Here is a 16,582-nt window from a genome sequence, read left to right as displayed (position 1 = left end):
ATTAAAATAGGCCGCACATTTTACCCAAATCCATCAAAAATACTGCTGGCAGATACTGATTTATCGTATTTTTACACCATAAAGGTCTTACGTAAGCTTACGCTTACACACGTCCCGTTTGCAAAGACTATTTTTAGTTAAAGAGCATAAGACCAAATAAACAAGAACCCACCTGCACAACAAAAAACCGAGCAAATGCTCGGTTCAAATGACACCCTGAAATTTTAAGACAGCGCTTTGGGATCAGAGCCAAAGCGATTAGTACCTTTCGTGCCCTCCAAAAACATAAGGACAACAAGCGCAATGTTTGCTAAAGGCACCACACACAAAAGAGCCCACCAGCCGCTACGATCGGTGTCATGCAGCCGACGAATGATCAAGGCAACAGAAGGAATCAGAAGTGCCAATGCAAAAATACCTTGCAGCATCCCAATACCACCAGACATCGTCCCTAAAATGCCATCAATAATGGCCAACAAAATCGAAATAACAAAACCAACCAACTGGAACCCCCAGAACTCTTTGCGACGCGCACGTCCAGAGAACTGAGCATACTTGGCCTTAACCACATTCATAAAAATATCAATAAATTCTTTCATTGTGACGTCCCTTAGATAAATTTTGTTACTGATTGAAATGGTTAAAATAATCATTTCGCGTACTGCAAACGCTTGTGAATAGTAATAGCTTATCCGTTTTAATTCAAGTCAATACAATATATTTGCCAAATATCTTTACATTTCCTCAACGATATAGGCGTCTTTAATCAAAAAAAACAAAAAACCCCTTGTTTTGCAACAAGGGGGAGTTCCTATCTGAAACCATCAATTATTTATCATCTTTTTTCACTTCTGTGAACTCAGCATCCACCACATCAGCTTGTTCTGGTGCTTTTTCAGCACCAGCTTGTTCCGCTTGCGCTTTGGCTTGCATGTCAGCGTACATCGCTTCACCGAGTTTCATGGCTGCTTTGCTCAAGGCTTCGGTTTTTGACTCTAAGTCTTCTTTCGAGCCAGCTGGAATGGCTTCTTCGAGCTCTTTCAAAGCCGCTTCAATCGCGGTTTTTTCCTCAGCAGAGACTTTATCACCGTACTCTTCCAAAGATTTTTTGGTTGAGTGTACCAAAGCATCCGCACCGTTGCGTGCTTCAACCAACTCGCGTTGAGTTTTATCAGCATCGGCGTTCATCTCAGCATCTTTGACCATTTGGGCGATTTCTTCTTCAGACAAACCAGAGTTCGCTTTGATGGTGATTTTGTTTTCTTTGCCAGTGCCTTTGTCTTTCGCACTCACATGCAAAATACCATTGGCGTCAATGTCAAAAGTCACCTCAATTTGCGGAACACCACGCGGAGCTGGCGCAATACCCTCGAGATTAAACTCGCCGAGCAACTTGTTGTACTGCGCGATTTCACGCTCACCTTGGAACACTTTAATCGTTACCGCAGGCTGATTGTCATCGGCCGTTGAGTACACCTGTGCAAACTTGGTCGGAATCGTCGTGTTTTTGTTGATCATCTTGGTCATCACGCCGCCCATGGTTTCAATACCGAGCGAGAGTGGTGTGACGTCTAGCAACAACACGTCGGTGCGATCACCGCCCAAAACTTGACCTTGAATCGCCGCGCCAACCGCCACTGCTTCATCAGGGTTGATGTCTTTACGTGCTTCTTTACCAAAGAATTCCTTTACCTTTTCTTGCACTTTGGGCATACGCGTTTGACCGCCAACCAAAATCACGTCGTCAATGTCAGACACTTTCAAACCAGCGTCTTTCAATGCTGTGCGGCATGGCGCAATCGTGCGCTCAACCAAATCATCCACCAACGCTTCGAGTTTAGCGCGGGTGATTTTGATCGCCATGTGTTTTGGACCGCTCGCATCAGCGGTGATGTACGGCAAGTTGATTTCGGTTTGCGTCGCTGATGACAATTCGATTTTGGCTTTTTCGGCAGCATCTTTGAGACGTTGCAAAGCAAGCATGTCTTTTGACAGATCAACGCCTTGTTCTTTTTTGAACTCTTCGATGAGGTAAGCAATGACCAATTGATCAAAGTCTTCACCACCCAAGAATGTATCACCGTTGGTTGCTAATACCTCAAATTGTTTTTCGCCATCGACGTCTGCGATTTCGATGATTGACACGTCAAACGTACCACCACCCAAGTCATAGACCACCACTTTACGGTCACCTTTATCGGTTTTGTCCAAACCGAACGCCAACGCTGCCGCAGTCGGCTCGTTGATGATGCGTTTCACATCGAGACCCGCAATGCGACCCGCATCTTTAGTGGCTTGACGTTGCGCATCGTTGAAATACGCAGGTACGGTGATGACTGCTTCAGTAACTGTTTCGCCGAGGTAGTCTTCAGCGGTTTTTTTCATCTTGCGCAAAACTTCTGCAGAGATTTGTGGTGGCGCAAGCTTGTCGCCATTGACACTTACCCATGCATCGCCATTGTCGGCTTTAATGATGTCAAATGGCATATGGCTGATGTCTTTTTGGACTTCTTGGTCTTCAAAGCGACGACCAATCAAGCGTTTAATCGCGTACAACGTGTTTTTAGGATTGGTCACCGCCTGACGTTTCGCTGGTGCACCAACCAAAATCTCGTCGTTGGTGTACGCAATAATCGACGGCGTGGTACGCGCGCCTTCGGCATTTTCGATGACTTTTGGTGTGTTGCCTTCCATGACCGAAACGCAAGAGTTGGTTGTGCCCAAATCAATACCAATAATTTTACCCATGTTGCTCTCCAAATAGCTGTTTATATAAATGAATCAATTGCTTAAAAATCTTGAACGCGACGATGATTGCGTCTTGATGGCTAATTGGAGGCATTGCCTCTCTTTTCAAGAGAGAAATAACAGATTTCTCAGTTTTTTATCCATAAACTGCAAAAAAACAGGCCAAAATCACCGAAAATCAGGGCTACTGATAAAATGCGACCACACCCACGGATGCGATACGTCAACTAACCTTCATATAATTTAGGGATCACAACAGTAATCTAAAGGCGATTGACTCAATATCAACAGACATGAAGTCTTTTTTAGAAGCAGTCAAGGCAAAAGACATGAAGAAACTTCAAGAGGCCAATAAAAGCTTCCACAAAACCATGATGGATTTGCAAGCCGCACAATCAGAGGTACTGAAAGAAGTCGCAAAATAATCCAATACCTAATGACAAAAAAACCGCCATGAGAGCAATCCCATGGCGGTTTTTTTGTACACGTTGGTCAGAAAACAGCCTCACGCTAATCTTTGAGCGATATCCTATAACTTGGGTTCTGAAGACGAACTCAAACCGTCGTCACTTTAAACTTGTGACTCAAATCTTTTGGCAGACCCGATACAGCAGCCGCCATTTTTCGTGCCATGCTGCGATAGTGTTGCGCATGATGACTGTTTGGATTCTGAGCAACCGTTGGTTGACCACTGTCCGCCGCGGTGCGAATGTCAATGGACAAAGGCAGTTGACCCAATAAATTCACAGAAAAATCTGCACTCATTTTGGCCGCACCTCCTTCGCCAAAAACAGCTTCTTCGTGACCGCATGCAGAACAAGTGTGTAATGCCATATTCTCGATGATGCCGAGCACGGGGACATTGGTTTTTTCGAACATTTTCAATCCCTTACGTGCGTCGAGCAATGCCAAATCCTGTGGCGTGGTGACAATCACAGCACCCGTGACGGGAATTTTTTGTGACAAAGTGAGCTGAATATCACCCGTACCAGGCGGCATATCTATGATGAGATAATCGAGGTCATTCCACGCGGTTTGATTGAATAATTGCTGCAACGCTTGTGAAACCATCGGGCCGCGCCATGCCATGGGCGAATCTACATCAATCAGAAAGCCGATGGAGTTGGCCTGAACAGCGTAACGTACAGGTGGAATCATTTTTTCAGTAGCATCCAACTCGGGTTTGCCTGATAAATTGAGCAATAAAGGGACAGATGGACCGTAGATATCCGCGTCCAGCAAGCCCACTTTCGCACCTTCAACGGCCAGCGCAAGCGCGAGATTCACAGCAGTGGTGCTTTTGCCGACGCCGCCTTTGCCTGAAGCGATGGCAATGACATTTTTAACATTAGGTGAGACAGTTAGACCTGCTTGCACTACGTGGGCAGCAACTTTGGTGGTGATGTTGACCGCGTATTGCTCACCGATGGCTTGCTGGATGCGGCGTGTTAAATCTTCATGTTGGCTGACGCATGGATAGGATAGTTCAATATGTAAAATCTGACCGTCGATTTTTTTCAATGCGCGGGTTTGGCCGAGCGTGAGTGGCTCGCCTTGCTCAATCGGTAGCGTGTCTAATGCGGTTTGTAATTCTTGCTGATTCATGCGGTATGCCCTGTGGTAAAATCGCGGTTTGCGCCCATGCGCGACAAACATCCATTATTCGAGTCAATCATCTATGTCCAACAAACGCCAAATCCTCGTCACTTCCGCCCTGCCCTATGCCAATGGTCAAATTCACATCGGTCATTTGGTCGAGTACATTCAAACGGATGTCTGGGTGCGCTATCTGAAACTCAATCAGCACGAAGTATACTACGTCGGCGCGGATGACACACACGGCACACCTGTGATGCTGCGTGCGGAGAAAGAAGGTTTGACACCAAAACAATTGATTGACAATGTTTGGAAAGAACACAAACGCGACTTTGATGCCTTTGGCATTTCGTTTGATAACTATTACTCAACAGACTCCGAAGAAAACAAGCAGCTGTGTAGCGAGATTTACCTCGAGTTGCACAAAAACGGCTTCATCGAAGCACGCGACATTGAACAATACTTTGACCCCGTCAAAGAAATGTTTCTACCTGACCGCTTCATCAAAGGCGAATGCCCGAAATGCCACTCAAAAGACCAATACGGCGATAACTGCGAAGTCTGCGGCACGACATATTCACCGACCGACCTCATCAATCCATACTCGGCCATATCGGGCGCGACGCCTGTGCGCAAAGTTTCCACGCATTATTTTTTTAAACTCTCGGACGAGCGTTGCAAGACGTTTTTGCGCGACTGGGTACAAGGCTTGGCGCAGCCAGAAGCGACCAATAAAATGCGCGAATGGCTCGGCACGGATGATGAGAACAAACTCTCCGACTGGGATATTTCTCGCGATGCGCCATACTTCGGCTTCGAGATTCCCAATGCACCGAACAAATACTTCTACGTTTGGCTCGACGCACCGGTCGGTTACTACGCGAGCTTTAAAAACTTGGCTGACCGCATCGGTTTAAATTTCAACGACTGGGTCAAGCCTAACTCGACCACCGAGCAATACCACTTCATCGGCAAAGACATTTTGTACTTCCACACACTGTTTTGGCCTGCCACACTGAAATTCTCAGGTCACCGAACGCCAACCAATGTATTCGCCCACGGTTTCCTCACCGTGGATGGTGCGAAAATGAGCAAATCACGCGGCACATTCATCACCGCCGACAGTTTCATCCAAACGGGCATGAACCCCGAATGGCTACGTTACTATTTCGCCGCGAAACTCAATGCCTCGATGGAGGACTTAGACCTGAACCTTGACGACTTCATCTCGCGCGTGAATTCTGACCTTGTCGGCAAATACGTCAACATCGCCAGTCGCGCAGCAGGTTTCCTTGTCAAACGATTCGACGGCAAAGTCAACGATGCGGCCATGTCACACGAACTATTAGCCAACTTACGCGCAGCCTCTGCCAACATCGGTACGTTGTATGAAGCACGTGAGTTCGGCAAGGCCATGCGCGCGGTCATGGAGCTCGCCGATCAAATCAATGTGTTCATTGACGCCAATAAACCGTGGGATTTGGCCAAAGACGCGACTAAAGTCGATGAGCTACACACTGTGTGCAGCATTTGCCTTGAAGCGTTCCGCATTTTGACTGTTTATCTTTCACCAGTGCTGCCCACCACGGCGGCCAAAGCCTACACATTCCTCAATATCGCCACGCAGCAGTGGTCAGACGTGCATACGCCGTTGAGTTCAAACAACGCCATCAATGCTTACAGTCACATGATGACCCGCGTCGAAGACAAACAAATCGCCGCCCTGCTTGAGGCCAACAAAGAGTCCATGCAAGCCGAATCAACCCAAAGCGCGGCAACAACAGACATCGAGGACATCGCTGAAACCATCACCATTGATGATTTCATTAAAGTTGATTTGCGCATCGCCAAAATCGTTGCCTGCAACACTGTTGAAGGCTCGACCAAATTACTCCAACTGACCTTGGACGCGGGCGAAGGCAAAATGCGCAATGTGTTCTCTGGTATCGCCGCCGTGTACAAGCCCGAAGACTTAGTTGGCAAACTCACCGTCCTTGTTGCCAATCTCGCGCCACGCAAGATGAAATTTGGCATTTCAGAAGGCATGGTGCTGTGTGCGTCTGCCAAAGACGAGAAAACCACCCCTGGTTTATACCTATTAGAGCCAAATGCAGGGGCACAACCAGGTATGAGAATTTCGTAAACACACGTTCAACTTGCACTCGTTTGCACTCTATCGCACCAAAACAAACAAAAGCACGACAGCCATCAGCAGTCGTGCTTTTGTTTAAATGACCATAACTCATTTGGTGAATGATTAAAAACATACGATTATTTTCTTCGTTTACATGATTTGCCCAAAAATCCTTTGAAAACAGATTTTTACGTATATTGCGACGCAACATCGAAAATTGTATTTTTCTCCACAATTCACTTGCAATGCACCAAAACAGTTGTCATAATCGCGTCACTCAGAGCGAGGTCTTATATAAGACTCAGGCCGCGTAAGAGGACTGCAGTGTGACTTCTCAAAACGAAATCTCCACCCCCAGACGGTGACGAATTTTTAGAAAGGAGCATGGTAGGAGACAACAGCGCAAAAAATTGTACAAGCAATGCGCAAAATAATAGAGCGAACTAAAAAACATCAATGCTCAATAATAATAGGAAGACAGCAAATAAAGCGCGACCCTCGGGTCGCGCTTTTCAATTCTTTTCTTTGACGTCAAGGACGAATCTCAATCGGCGTCCCATCATCAACCACCTGCCATAGCTCGTCCATATGTGCATTACTGACGGCCACACAGCCATAGGTCCAGTCGGGTTTGATTCGTGGGATGTCAGCATCGACCCAACCGTTGTACAACCCATGAATCATAATGTCTCCACCAGGAGCGACACCGAGTTTTCTGGCGGCTTTGATGTCCGCCTCATTGGGGTATGAAATGTGCAAAGAACGATAAGCCGCACTTTTTAGATTACGCCAGTCGATGATGTATTGACCTTCTGGGGTGCGGCCATCCCCTTCTTGGACCTTGTCACCGATTGGATTAAACCCAAGATTGATGTGATATTTTTTCAAAAGCACATCATTTTTGTACAAATGCAATTCACGTGCCGCTTTCAACACCAGAACTCTGTCTGCTTTAACACCTTGAGCCAAAGTAACAGGAGCTGCGTCTGACTCAGCAACGACAGAAGGTTCATTGCCGACAGACTGACGAGCAGGCACACAAGCCGCCAATAAAATCACAGCTACACACCAAAATAAACTTGAACGTCGATACACAGCAACCATTTTTATAGCCTCATCAATCCACAAAAACATGAACACTCACTTTCGTCCTGCGTAAATCGTCATCATGACCCCCGCAATGGTCACCAAACCACCAAACAACACCGCCCACTCAAGTCGCTCATGCAAAATCAACGCGCCAAACAGCACACCTGATATGGGGGTTAAATTGATAAAAGGCGCTGTACGTGCTGCACCAATCTCCTGCACAACATTCGTGAACCAAGTATAACCAAGCGCCGTGCCAAACAGACCCAAATAGAGCAAACACAGCCGCGCCGTCAATGAAAAATGCGGAATCAAGAACCAAGGCTCCTCAAACAATGCCGCCAAGCCCAGTAATACACAACCAACGGCACAGGCATAAAACGTCACCACCAACGGCGAGAGCGTCTGTGTTGCGCGTCGCCCGATGAATGTATACCACACAACCGAGAATCAACAACTCACCCATCCCTACATCGCCTTTTAACAAGCGCTCAGGATGGCCATCACTAATCACCAAAACACATCCAGCCAATGCCGTTGCTATTCCTAAAGCTTTTAGTGGTGTCATTTTGTCTTTCAACCACAGCCACGAAACCAGAGCAATCACCACAGGATCGAGCGCAATCACCAACGCGCCGCGCCCTGCAGAAATGTACTTCAACCCCTTCAAAAAGCAAAAGTTATACAAAAACACCCCTGAGAATCCGAGCCATAATAATGTGGTCATATCACGCCGATTCAAACGAGGAATCCCCCTCCTGCCTAGACACCACCCAAGCCAGAGCCGCCGTCGCAATCGCAAACCGTACAAATGCGGCGGTAAATGGCGGTACTTCCTCGACCAACATATGTGCGGCCACCCAAGCCCCCCCCAGAACAAGGTGGTTAATACTAAATTTATGTAAATCACTGCAGTCTGACGACTCATCGACATTATTTACTTTCACAAAAATACAGACCAAGCCCAGCAGTAAGGATAAAAAGAAGCATCTTCCAGCCCATACAAAACTTAATGGGTATAATCTCGAATCAAGCGCTATGACTTGCCAAGACCCCTCACTTAAATCAAACAACTGATGCATCAAGGCTCAAAAAGACAGATGCTTTATTGTTTGGTGCGCACACTGTGCTGTGACCTCCTTGACGTCTGCCCGTAGCAGCATTATCACCGATTGCCTTTTAACCAACTCTTTTATACCATTTAGACACTAAGGACACCCGATGAAAACCGCATCACTATACATCATCGCTCTACTGAGCTTAAACCTCGCCGCTTGCAGCGAAAAATTAGAAGTCAAACAAAGTACGAGCGCACCAGCGGCTCAATCTGAGTCAACTACAACCAATACAGTAGAAGCAAAATCGAATGAAGCCATCAATCTGAGTGCAACACAACTTTTTAACGAATACAAAGCCAACGAAGCTGCCTTCAACGAAAAAATCAAAGGTAAGGTACTCATCACCTATGGTGAAGTGAGTGGGATAGACAAAACCGCAAATGAACAGCTCGTGGTGCATCTGAAAACGGCCGATGAACTCACGGAAGCTCATTTTTACATGAGCAGCACCGCAACAGACGGTGCATCCGCACTAAAAGCAGGCAGCCAAGTCAAGATTTCCTGCCCAAAAATAAGCTTAGACCTCGGTGCCCCCAAAGGCGAGGATTGTACGCTGATTAAGTAATAAAGTAGTTGAACAAACTGCTTTTAGATAAGGGCATCACCAACACTGAATGGTGTATTGCCCTAATGAAGCACAAGAAGCACAACAGCGATTAGCAGCTTCGAGTCTTAGCGTTTTAATATACAACCTATGCTTTGTGCTATGATGCGTACACCAGTCATGATGAACATGACGATTTTTATATGAGGAGAGAAACATGGCGTTTCGTTCAGGAAATCCAATTTTGACAGACAAAGCATTTGATAAACAAGTCGGTGCAACGTCTGACCGTATGACATTGGATGGCACGGTCAATAAAACAGGCTTGTTGTTGCTGATTGCTGTGTTATCAGCGGCGTGGCCGTGGTCTGTCGTCATGCAACAAGGCCAAGCTGGCTCAGGTATGGTTGGTACATTGGCCATGGGTGGTGCGATTATTGGTCTAATTTTGGCATTGATTATTTCGTTTAAACCACACACAGCCCCCTACCTTGCCCCCGTTTACGCGGTTGTTGAAGGTGTGTTTCTTGGTGCGGTTTCTGGCTTTTTTGAGTTGCGCTTCCCTGGGATCGTGTTGCAGGCGATTGCGCTGACCTTTGGTACTTTGGGCGCGTTGTTGCTGGCTTATAAAAGCGGCTTGATTCGTGCCACTGAAAACTTCAAGCTCGGTATCGTCGCGGCGACAGGGGCTATTTTCCTGTTGTATTTGGTCAGTTTTGTCTTGAGCTTTTTCGGTATTCAAATCCCACTCATTCATGGCAGCGGCTGGGTCGGCATCGCGTTTAGTTTGTTTGTCGTCACGATTGCGGCCTTAAATCTGGTGCTGGATTTTGACTTCATCGAAAACGGCGTGGCCGCAGGCGCACCAAAATACATGGAATGGTACGGTGCTTTCGGTTTGGTGGTGACACTATTCTGGCTGTATCTGGAATTTTTACGTTTACTCGCCAAGTTGCGTGAGTAATCTGTCATCCATTTCACCAAAAAACGCACTGATATGTCAGTGCGTTTTTTATGGTCAAGACATTTAAGGCATCAACTGAGCAAAGTGATGCCTCGCAAATTATCTCGACAGGTACTGCGCAGCAATTCAATAAAATCCCGCACATAAGTACGTCCCGCATCAGCCGTGCGCCCACCGCATAAAGCGTGCCGTGTAAAAGGGCTAAAAACCAGAGGCTGGCCAAAAACCCATGCGGCACTGGCCAATATGGTCACAGCAGCTCAAACAATGAGAGTGGAGCATACCGTAAACGCCGAATAACCATTCGCTGTGCATCAGTATAAAAAACCTCGCTATCTCGCGAGGTTTTTTTATGGTGCTAATTCATCCGCAAGCCAGAGCAAGCTGTCTCACATTGAAATTAAGGCGTTGGCAATGTCCAACCACCGCCCAGTGCTTTGTACAAATCAACCGAAGCATTCAATCGAGCCAATCGAATCGAAATAAGTGAGAGTTGAGTTTGATAAGCACTGCGCTGCGCATCTAACCGCTCAAGGTTAGATGAGTAACCATTGTCATAACGCAGATTGGCCAGTCGCAACGCTTCATTGGTGGCGTGAACCTGTTCGAGTGCCGCCACTTCTTGTTGACGCGTGCTCTCGACAGAAGCGAAACCATCGAGTGTTTCTTTGAACGCATTTTGAATGCTTTTTTCGTACTGCGCCAAGGCTTGTCGCTGCTTGGCGTTTGCTGAATTCACATTCGCTTGCGTCGCGCCGAAGTTAAAAATCGGCGCAGCCAAATTGCCAACAAACGACCACGTCGCGGCAGGACCTGTGAATAAATTAGACAATGACAAACTTTGCGACCCCAAATTTCCCGTCAAACTGATACTCGGGAAATAAGCTGCTCGCGCCACACCAATGCGTGCATTTGCGGCCACCAGAGCTTGTTCCGCACTGGCTACATCGGGTCGCCGCGTCAAAACATCTGACGGAATACCCGCTGGAATCTGTGTCACGTGGGTCATTTGACTCAAAGTCTGTCCACGCTCGTGCGCCTCTAAAAACGCACGTGGTGAACGGCCCAATAAAACACTCAGAGCATTTTCGGTGGTTTTCAGAGACAACGCTTGCGAAGCCGCATTGATTTTGGCAGTGGCCAACTCAGACTGGGCTTGTGAGACTTCAAGCATTGAAACCATGCCGTATTTAAAACGCTTTTCCTGTGTACTGAGAGACTCCTCACGTGTGGTTTGCGTGTTACGCGTCACCTCCAAGCTGGCATCCAACGCCCGCATTTGGAAATACGTCTGAGCCACTTGCGCGGCAATGAGCAATCGAACCGCATCACGATTATAAGCAGTGCCCAAATACTGAGCACGAGCCTCTTCATTACTGCGACGCAGTTTGCCCCACAAATCAATCTCCCACGACAGCGCCGCCTGAGCCGTGTATACCTCACCCAAGTTACCAGTGCTAGTCTCGGATGATGAGCGACCACGCTGGCCTGATGCTGCACCATTGAGCTGAGGCAACAGCGCGGTACGCGCCAAACGCGCTTGGGCAGCAGCATCATCGAGCTGAGCGATGGCGATATTGATGTCTTGGTTATTCACCAAAGCCTCTTCAACCATGCGGTTGAGCACAGGGTCGTTGAAATTTTCCCACCATTTATCCGCGACACGCTGAACCTCTGATGTGTCGGGTGACGCCATTGACCATTGTTCAGGCACATCCACGGGTGGGCGCTGGTAATCTGGACCGATGGCACAGGCTGAAAGCAGCAGTGATACTGTTAAACTGATGATGGTTTTAGACATGTTCAACCTCTTTCTTTGGGTGATTTTTACGCCATTTATCAGCAGCTTTTTGCGTCCAGTCCATCACCAACATGTAAAACATCGGAATCAAGAATGTTGCCAAAAACGTCGCAGCCAACATCCCGCCAATCACACCCGTACCAATCGAATGACGGCTGGCCGAACCCGCACCTGTCGAAATTGCCAACGGCACACAACCCAAAACAAATGCCAATGATGTCATAACAATCGGGCGAAAACGCAGTTTAGCTGCCGAAATCGCTGATTGCGCAAAGCTCATGCCCGCTTGAGTCTGCATCATGGCAAATTCAACAATTAAAATGGCATTCTTCGCCGACAAGCCAATGAGTGTCACCAACGCGACTTGAAAATACACATCGTTGGCCAAACCACGCATCCAGTTCGCCAACAGCGCACCAAACACCGCAAATGGCACAGCCAACAACACCGCGATAGGCAATGTCCAGCGTTCATACAACGCAGCCAAAATCAAAAACACGATGATGATGCCAAAGATGAATACCTGACCTGACGCTCCGCTGGTACTGCGCTCTTGGAATGCAGAACCTGTCCATGCCAAAGAATAACCTTCGGGCAACACCTCTTTCGCTATAACCTCCATCGCAGCGAGTGACTCACCTGAGCTATAGCCAGGCGCTGGGCCACCGACAATTTTTGCGGCGGTAAACACGTTATAACGTTCCAAAGTTTCGGGACCAACCGTTTTGGTCACAGTGAGTAAAGCGGACAGCGGCACCATTTCACCAGCATTCGAGCGCACAAAAATCGAATTGATGCGGGACACATCGTCACGAAAAGCTGCTTCAGACTGCAATTCAACACGGAAATTTCGACCAAGCATGTTAAAGTCATTCACATACAGTGAGCCAAACGTCGCTTGCATGGCGGCAAATACACTGTCCACAGACACGCCAAGCGTGCGCGCTTTTTCGCGATCAAGCTGCACATTCACCTGCGGTACGCTCGCACTGAATGTACTTTGCAAACCAGCCAGCTCTGGCCGCGAATGCGCTGCGGCTAAGAGTTTTTGGGTCACGTCGGCCAAATCTGTTGATGAACCTGAACCACGACTTTGGATATACGCTTCAAAACCACCCGTGTTGGACATGCCCGAAATCGGCGGCGGATTAAATGCAATAAGCATGCCATCGGTGACTTTTTGCATGCCCTGACCGAAAATCTGCCCAACCAACGCTTGCGAGCTGGTCTCTGGCGTGGTGCGTTCAGACCAATCTTTGAGTGGGATGAACGACACAGCAGAGCTTGTCTTACTGGTGAAGGAGAATAAATCCAAGCCGTTGATGATAAACACGTCCTCTTTACCAGGTAAATTATTGGCAATCTCATCAAGCTGTTTGCCCACTGCCTGCGTGCGTTGTAGTGATGCACCATCAGGTAGTATGGCCGCCGCAATGATGTAGCCTTGGTCTTCATCAGGTGCGAGACTCGATGGCACGAGTTTAAACAAACCAATCGTCAAGGCAATAATCCCAGCAAAAACCAATCCACCAATCACTGTGCGTTTAATGAAAAATGTCACACCGCGCGTGTAACGATCTGTGAGGTTTTCAAATTTTCGGTTAAACCAATCAAAGAATCGGTTCGGTTTTCGGTCATGGTCAGGCTTGAGAAATGCAATACACAATGCAGGCGTGAGCGTCAAAGCCACAAAACCCGAAATAGTCACCGACACCGCAATGGTAATCGCGAACTGTTTATACATCTGTCCCGCAATACCGCCGAGAAACGCCACTGGCACAAATACCGCACACAGCACCAGCACAATCGCAACAACAGGTCCGCTGACCTCCTGCATCGCTTGACGCGTGGCCTCAAACGGCGTTTTTTTCTCCGTGTGCATGATGCGCTCAACGTTTTCTAACACCACAATCGCATCATCAACCACAATCCCGATAGACAGCACCATGCCGAACAACGTCAAGGTATTAATCGAGAATCCAAGTAAATACATGCCCGCAAACGTGCCCATAATCGACACCGGCACCGCCAAACTCGGAATCAAGGTCGCACGCCAGTTTTGTAAGAACAAATACACCACCAAGAACACCAAAATCATCGCTTCAACCAATGTATGCACCACTTCGGTAATCGACTGGCTAACGAATTTCGTCGTGTCGTAAGGTGTTTTATAGGTCACATCGGGTGGGAATTTTTCTTGTAACCGTTTCATCGTCGCATCGACTTCTTGAGCCACTTGCAACTGATTCGCACCAGGCGCCAAGAAAATTCCCAGCGGTACTGTTGGCTTACCGTTGAGCGTGGACACCACATCATAGCTTTGCGAACCAAGCTCGACGCGCGCAACGTCCTTCAAACGCAATACCGAGCCGTCTGACGACGCACGCAAAATGATATTTTCAAATTGCTCCACCGTTTGCAAACGACCCTGCGTGCTAATGGTATAGCTAAACTCATTGGGCTTATCCATGGGTTCCGCGCCGATTTTACCTGCAGCAAATTGTGAGTTCTGCTCAGCAATGGCTGCTGCGACATCGCTCGGCGTGAGTTTGAGCTGCGCTAATTTATCAGGGTGCAACCAGACGCGCATCGAATAGTCTTTGGCAATGAAGTTGAGCACACTGCCGACACCAGGAATGCGTTGCAATTCATCAACGACATTAAGCGTCGCATAATTACTCATGGTGACTTGATCAACACTTTCATTCGGCGAGTACAGCGCGATAACCTTAAGGAATGCAGGCGATTGCTTTTGTACCGTCACGCCAATTTGGCGCACTTCGGCGGGCATTTTAGCCAGTGCTGCTTGCACGCGATTATTCACATTAATCGTCGCTTGATCAGGATCTGTACCAATTTTAAACGTGACGTTAATCGAAATCTGACCGCTGCCCGCGCTGGTGGACTGAAGGTACAGCATGTTGTCCACACCGTTGATTTGTTGCTCCAGCGGTGCTGCGACCGTACTGGCAATCACCTCGGCCGACGCACCTGGGTACGCAGCCGTAACCGTCACCTGCGGTGGCACAATCTGCGGGTACTGTTCAATCGGCAAACTGCGCATGGCGGCAAAGCCCGCGAGTGTAATGATGATGGACAACACAGTGGCGAAAATCGGCCGCCGTATAAAAAATTCTGAAATCATGGCAATCCTTGATATCTGGTATCTATTGTTTATACCCCATCAAACAGGGGTCATTTCATTGCTCAATGTCTGAGTTATTTGGCAGCAGGTTGTTCTTCGGGCTTGCCTTCAGGTTTAGCCGAGGCTTCTGCTGCTGGCTTTTGGCCCTCTGGTGCAGTCGTCGGTGCAGGGCCGGCGTTGAATTGCTCTAATGTCACCACGGTGGGCTCGACCTTGCTCTTCGGCGGCAACATAAATAGTTTGGTGATATTGTCCACCACCACTTTGTCACCCGCTTTAAGACCACTGGTCACCACAACATTTTTATCGATGTCATTAGCAGTCGTAATCGGACGTGGTGCCACAGAACCATCCTCGGTCAACACCCAGACACTTTTACCTTGAGCACTTGACAACACAGCACGCTGAGGCACTAAGATAGCGTTGGTGCGCACAGCACCTTTGAGCGCCACACGGACGAACGAGCCTGGGAATAAATCACTGCTGGGATTGGCGAAAGTGGCGCGTGCGCGAATGCTGCCCGTTGTCGTGCTGACCACGCTATCCGTAAAATTCATCTGTCCTTTGAGCGGATACTCAGAACCGTCTTGAGAGAAAAGAGAAACCTCAAACTGATTACCCTCTGGCATACGAACCAAACCAGCGGCCTCATCTTTGCGTAACTGCATCATTTCAGAGTCAGAGAAAGAGAAATTCACATACATCGGATCGAGCTGAGAAATTTTCGTCAACATATCTTGAGGACTAATGAGACTACCTTCTGAGCGCGTCTCACTGCTGGTCACGCCACTGATCGGCGCTGTGACAGTGGTATAACCGAGATTGATTTTCGCACTGCTGTACTGCGCTTGCGCTGCTTGAACAGAGGCCTTAGCCGCTGCAAGTGCAGCCGCGGCATCGTCGTAATCCTTTCGACTGACCGCATTTTCTTTAAACAAAGGAGCGATGCGTTTGAAATTTTGCTGCGCCTGAGTCAAAGCAGCCTGTTGAACAGCCAGTGTGGCACTAGCTTGATCTGCCGCAGCCTTGGCTGTTTGTGTATCGAGCTCAAACAAGGGAGCACCTTTTTGAACCGGACGTCCTTCTTGGTACAATTTCCTTAATAAAATTCCACCAATACGGGCACGCACTTCAACCTCTCTGGAGCCTGCCGTCTGACCAGGTGCTTCAATTGAGATAGGTACATCTTGAGGCTGAACCTCGATCACGCTGACTGCCATAGGCGGTTGTTGTGGTGGTGCTTTTTCACCACACGCACTCAATAAAACCGCGCCAACCAGAAGCACGCCCAAGCTTTTTTTCGCAGGCAACGCGTTCAATAATGAAACCCTCATTTGTCATCCTTCTTCACAATAAAACCACAGATTAAAATAAACCAAAAATACACACATCGAAGTATGTCAGAAAGACACACCACTGCGCTGACCACAAACCATATGCCAT

At 48.0% G+C, this 16,582-nt stretch carries 12 protein-coding genes; 3 read left to right on the top strand and 9 right to left on the bottom strand.

Features of this window, described 5'->3' with window-relative positions:
- Positions 1–224: 224 nt before the first annotated feature.
- The 3 genes from IE082_RS07930 to apbC form a co-directional block, all read right to left on the bottom strand.
- Positions 225–599, bottom strand: a complete 375-nt coding sequence (locus IE082_RS07930; protein ID WP_229809775.1) for a DUF805 domain-containing protein — start codon at positions 597–599, stop codon at positions 225–227.
- Positions 600–828: 229 nt separating this feature from the next.
- Entirely contained in the window at positions 829–2,748 is a 1,920-nt protein-coding gene (dnaK, locus tag IE082_RS07925; protein WP_189493377.1) for a molecular chaperone DnaK, read from the bottom strand.
- A gap of 555 nt (positions 2,749–3,303) precedes the next feature.
- Entirely contained in the window at positions 3,304–4,353 is a 1,050-nt protein-coding gene (gene apbC, locus IE082_RS07920; protein WP_189493376.1) for an iron-sulfur cluster carrier protein ApbC, read from the bottom strand.
- A gap of 73 nt (positions 4,354–4,426) precedes the next feature.
- Here apbC and metG point away from each other — a divergent pair, with 73 nt between their 5' ends.
- Complete coding sequence (metG, locus tag IE082_RS07915; RefSeq protein WP_189493375.1) at positions 4,427–6,487, top strand: methionine--tRNA ligase; 2,061 nt, start codon at positions 4,427–4,429, stop codon at positions 6,485–6,487.
- A gap of 522 nt (positions 6,488–7,009) precedes the next feature.
- On the opposite strand, the gene IE082_RS07910 is transcribed toward metG, so the two are convergent.
- The 3 genes from IE082_RS07910 to IE082_RS07900 are packed head-to-tail and all read right to left on the bottom strand — an operon-like array spanning position 7,010 to position 8,495.
- Positions 7,010–7,612 (bottom strand): L,D-transpeptidase family protein, encoded by a 603-nt coding sequence (locus IE082_RS07910; protein WP_229809774.1) that lies wholly within the window; start codon positions 7,610–7,612, stop codon positions 7,010–7,012.
- Positions 7,613–7,618: 6 nt separating this feature from the next.
- Complete coding sequence (locus IE082_RS07905; RefSeq protein WP_229809773.1) at positions 7,619–7,954, bottom strand: DMT family transporter; 336 nt, start codon at positions 7,952–7,954, stop codon at positions 7,619–7,621.
- Positions 7,896–8,495: a DMT family transporter gene (locus IE082_RS07900; protein ID WP_268244689.1), complete on the bottom strand. Its 600-nt coding sequence runs from the start codon at positions 8,493–8,495 to the stop codon at positions 7,896–7,898. The genes IE082_RS07905 and IE082_RS07900 overlap by 59 nt, the downstream gene beginning before the upstream one ends.
- Positions 8,496–8,788: 293 nt before the next feature.
- Between IE082_RS07900 and IE082_RS07890 the strand changes: the two genes are divergently transcribed.
- Together IE082_RS07890 and IE082_RS07885 are read left to right on the top strand one after the other, a co-directional pair.
- Positions 8,789–9,250 carry an OB-fold protein gene (locus IE082_RS07890; protein ID WP_189493371.1) on the top strand — a complete coding sequence of 154 codons (462 nt, stop codon included), beginning with the start codon at positions 8,789–8,791 and terminating at the stop codon, positions 9,248–9,250.
- A 196-nt stretch (positions 9,251–9,446) separates the two neighbouring features.
- Positions 9,447–10,193, top strand: coding sequence for a Bax inhibitor-1/YccA family protein (locus tag IE082_RS07885; RefSeq protein WP_189493370.1), 747 nt, complete (start codon positions 9,447–9,449; stop codon positions 10,191–10,193).
- 400 nt (positions 10,194–10,593) lie between these two features.
- Here the strand turns inward: IE082_RS07885 and IE082_RS07880 are convergent, their stop codons facing one another.
- The 3 genes from IE082_RS07880 to IE082_RS07870 form a co-directional block, all read right to left on the bottom strand.
- Positions 10,594–11,994, bottom strand: coding sequence for an efflux transporter outer membrane subunit (locus IE082_RS07880; RefSeq protein ID WP_189493369.1), 1,401 nt, complete (start codon positions 11,992–11,994; stop codon positions 10,594–10,596).
- The gene (locus IE082_RS07875; protein ID WP_189493368.1) at positions 11,987–15,139 is read right to left on the bottom strand and encodes an efflux RND transporter permease subunit; all 3,153 of its coding nucleotides are present in this window, start codon (positions 15,137–15,139) and stop codon (positions 11,987–11,989) included. Before IE082_RS07875 ends, IE082_RS07880 begins: the two co-directional genes overlap by 8 nt.
- 74 nt (positions 15,140–15,213) lie before the next feature.
- A complete protein-coding gene (locus tag IE082_RS07870) occupies positions 15,214–16,473 on the bottom strand; it encodes an efflux RND transporter periplasmic adaptor subunit (protein ID WP_189493367.1) in 1,260 nt (419 codons plus the stop codon).
- Positions 16,474–16,582 lie beyond the last annotated feature (109 nt).

The sequence above is a fragment of the Formosimonas limnophila genome, from assembly GCF_014652675.1.
Classification (GTDB): Bacteria; Pseudomonadota; Gammaproteobacteria; order Burkholderiales; family Burkholderiaceae; genus Hydromonas; species Hydromonas limnophila.
Note: the sequence above shows the minus strand (reverse complement) of the source record. Positions and strands in the feature narration are given on the sequence as shown.

What these genes read in the sequence shown, in the direction of transcription:
- IE082_RS07885 (WP_189493370.1), top strand. Translation starts at nt 9,447, where the DNA reads ATGGCGTTTCGTTCAGGAAATCCAATTTTGACAGACAAAGCATTTGAT.
- IE082_RS07875 (WP_189493368.1), bottom strand. Translation starts at nt 15,139, where the DNA reads ATGATTTCAGAATTTTTTATACGGCGGCCGATTTTCGCCACTGTGTTG.
- IE082_RS07890 (WP_189493371.1), top strand. Translation starts at nt 8,789, where the DNA reads ATGAAAACCGCATCACTATACATCATCGCTCTACTGAGCTTAAACCTC.
- IE082_RS07930 (WP_229809775.1), bottom strand. Translation starts at nt 599, where the DNA reads ATGAAAGAATTTATTGATATTTTTATGAATGTGGTTAAGGCCAAGTAT.
- IE082_RS07910 (WP_229809774.1), bottom strand. Translation starts at nt 7,612, where the DNA reads ATGTTTTTGTGGATTGATGAGGCTATAAAAATGGTTGCTGTGTATCGA.
- IE082_RS07880 (WP_189493369.1), bottom strand. Translation starts at nt 11,994, where the DNA reads ATGTCTAAAACCATCATCAGTTTAACAGTATCACTGCTGCTTTCAGCC.
- IE082_RS07900 (WP_268244689.1), bottom strand. Translation starts at nt 8,495, where the DNA reads ATGAGTCGTCAGACTGCAGTGATTTACATAAATTTAGTATTAACCACC.
- metG (WP_189493375.1), top strand. Translation starts at nt 4,427, where the DNA reads ATGTCCAACAAACGCCAAATCCTCGTCACTTCCGCCCTGCCCTATGCC.
- apbC (WP_189493376.1), bottom strand. Translation starts at nt 4,353, where the DNA reads ATGAATCAGCAAGAATTACAAACCGCATTAGACACGCTACCGATTGAG.
- IE082_RS07870 (WP_189493367.1), bottom strand. Translation starts at nt 16,473, where the DNA reads ATGAGGGTTTCATTATTGAACGCGTTGCCTGCGAAAAAAAGCTTGGGC.
- dnaK (WP_189493377.1), bottom strand. Translation starts at nt 2,748, where the DNA reads ATGGGTAAAATTATTGGTATTGATTTGGGCACAACCAACTCTTGCGTT.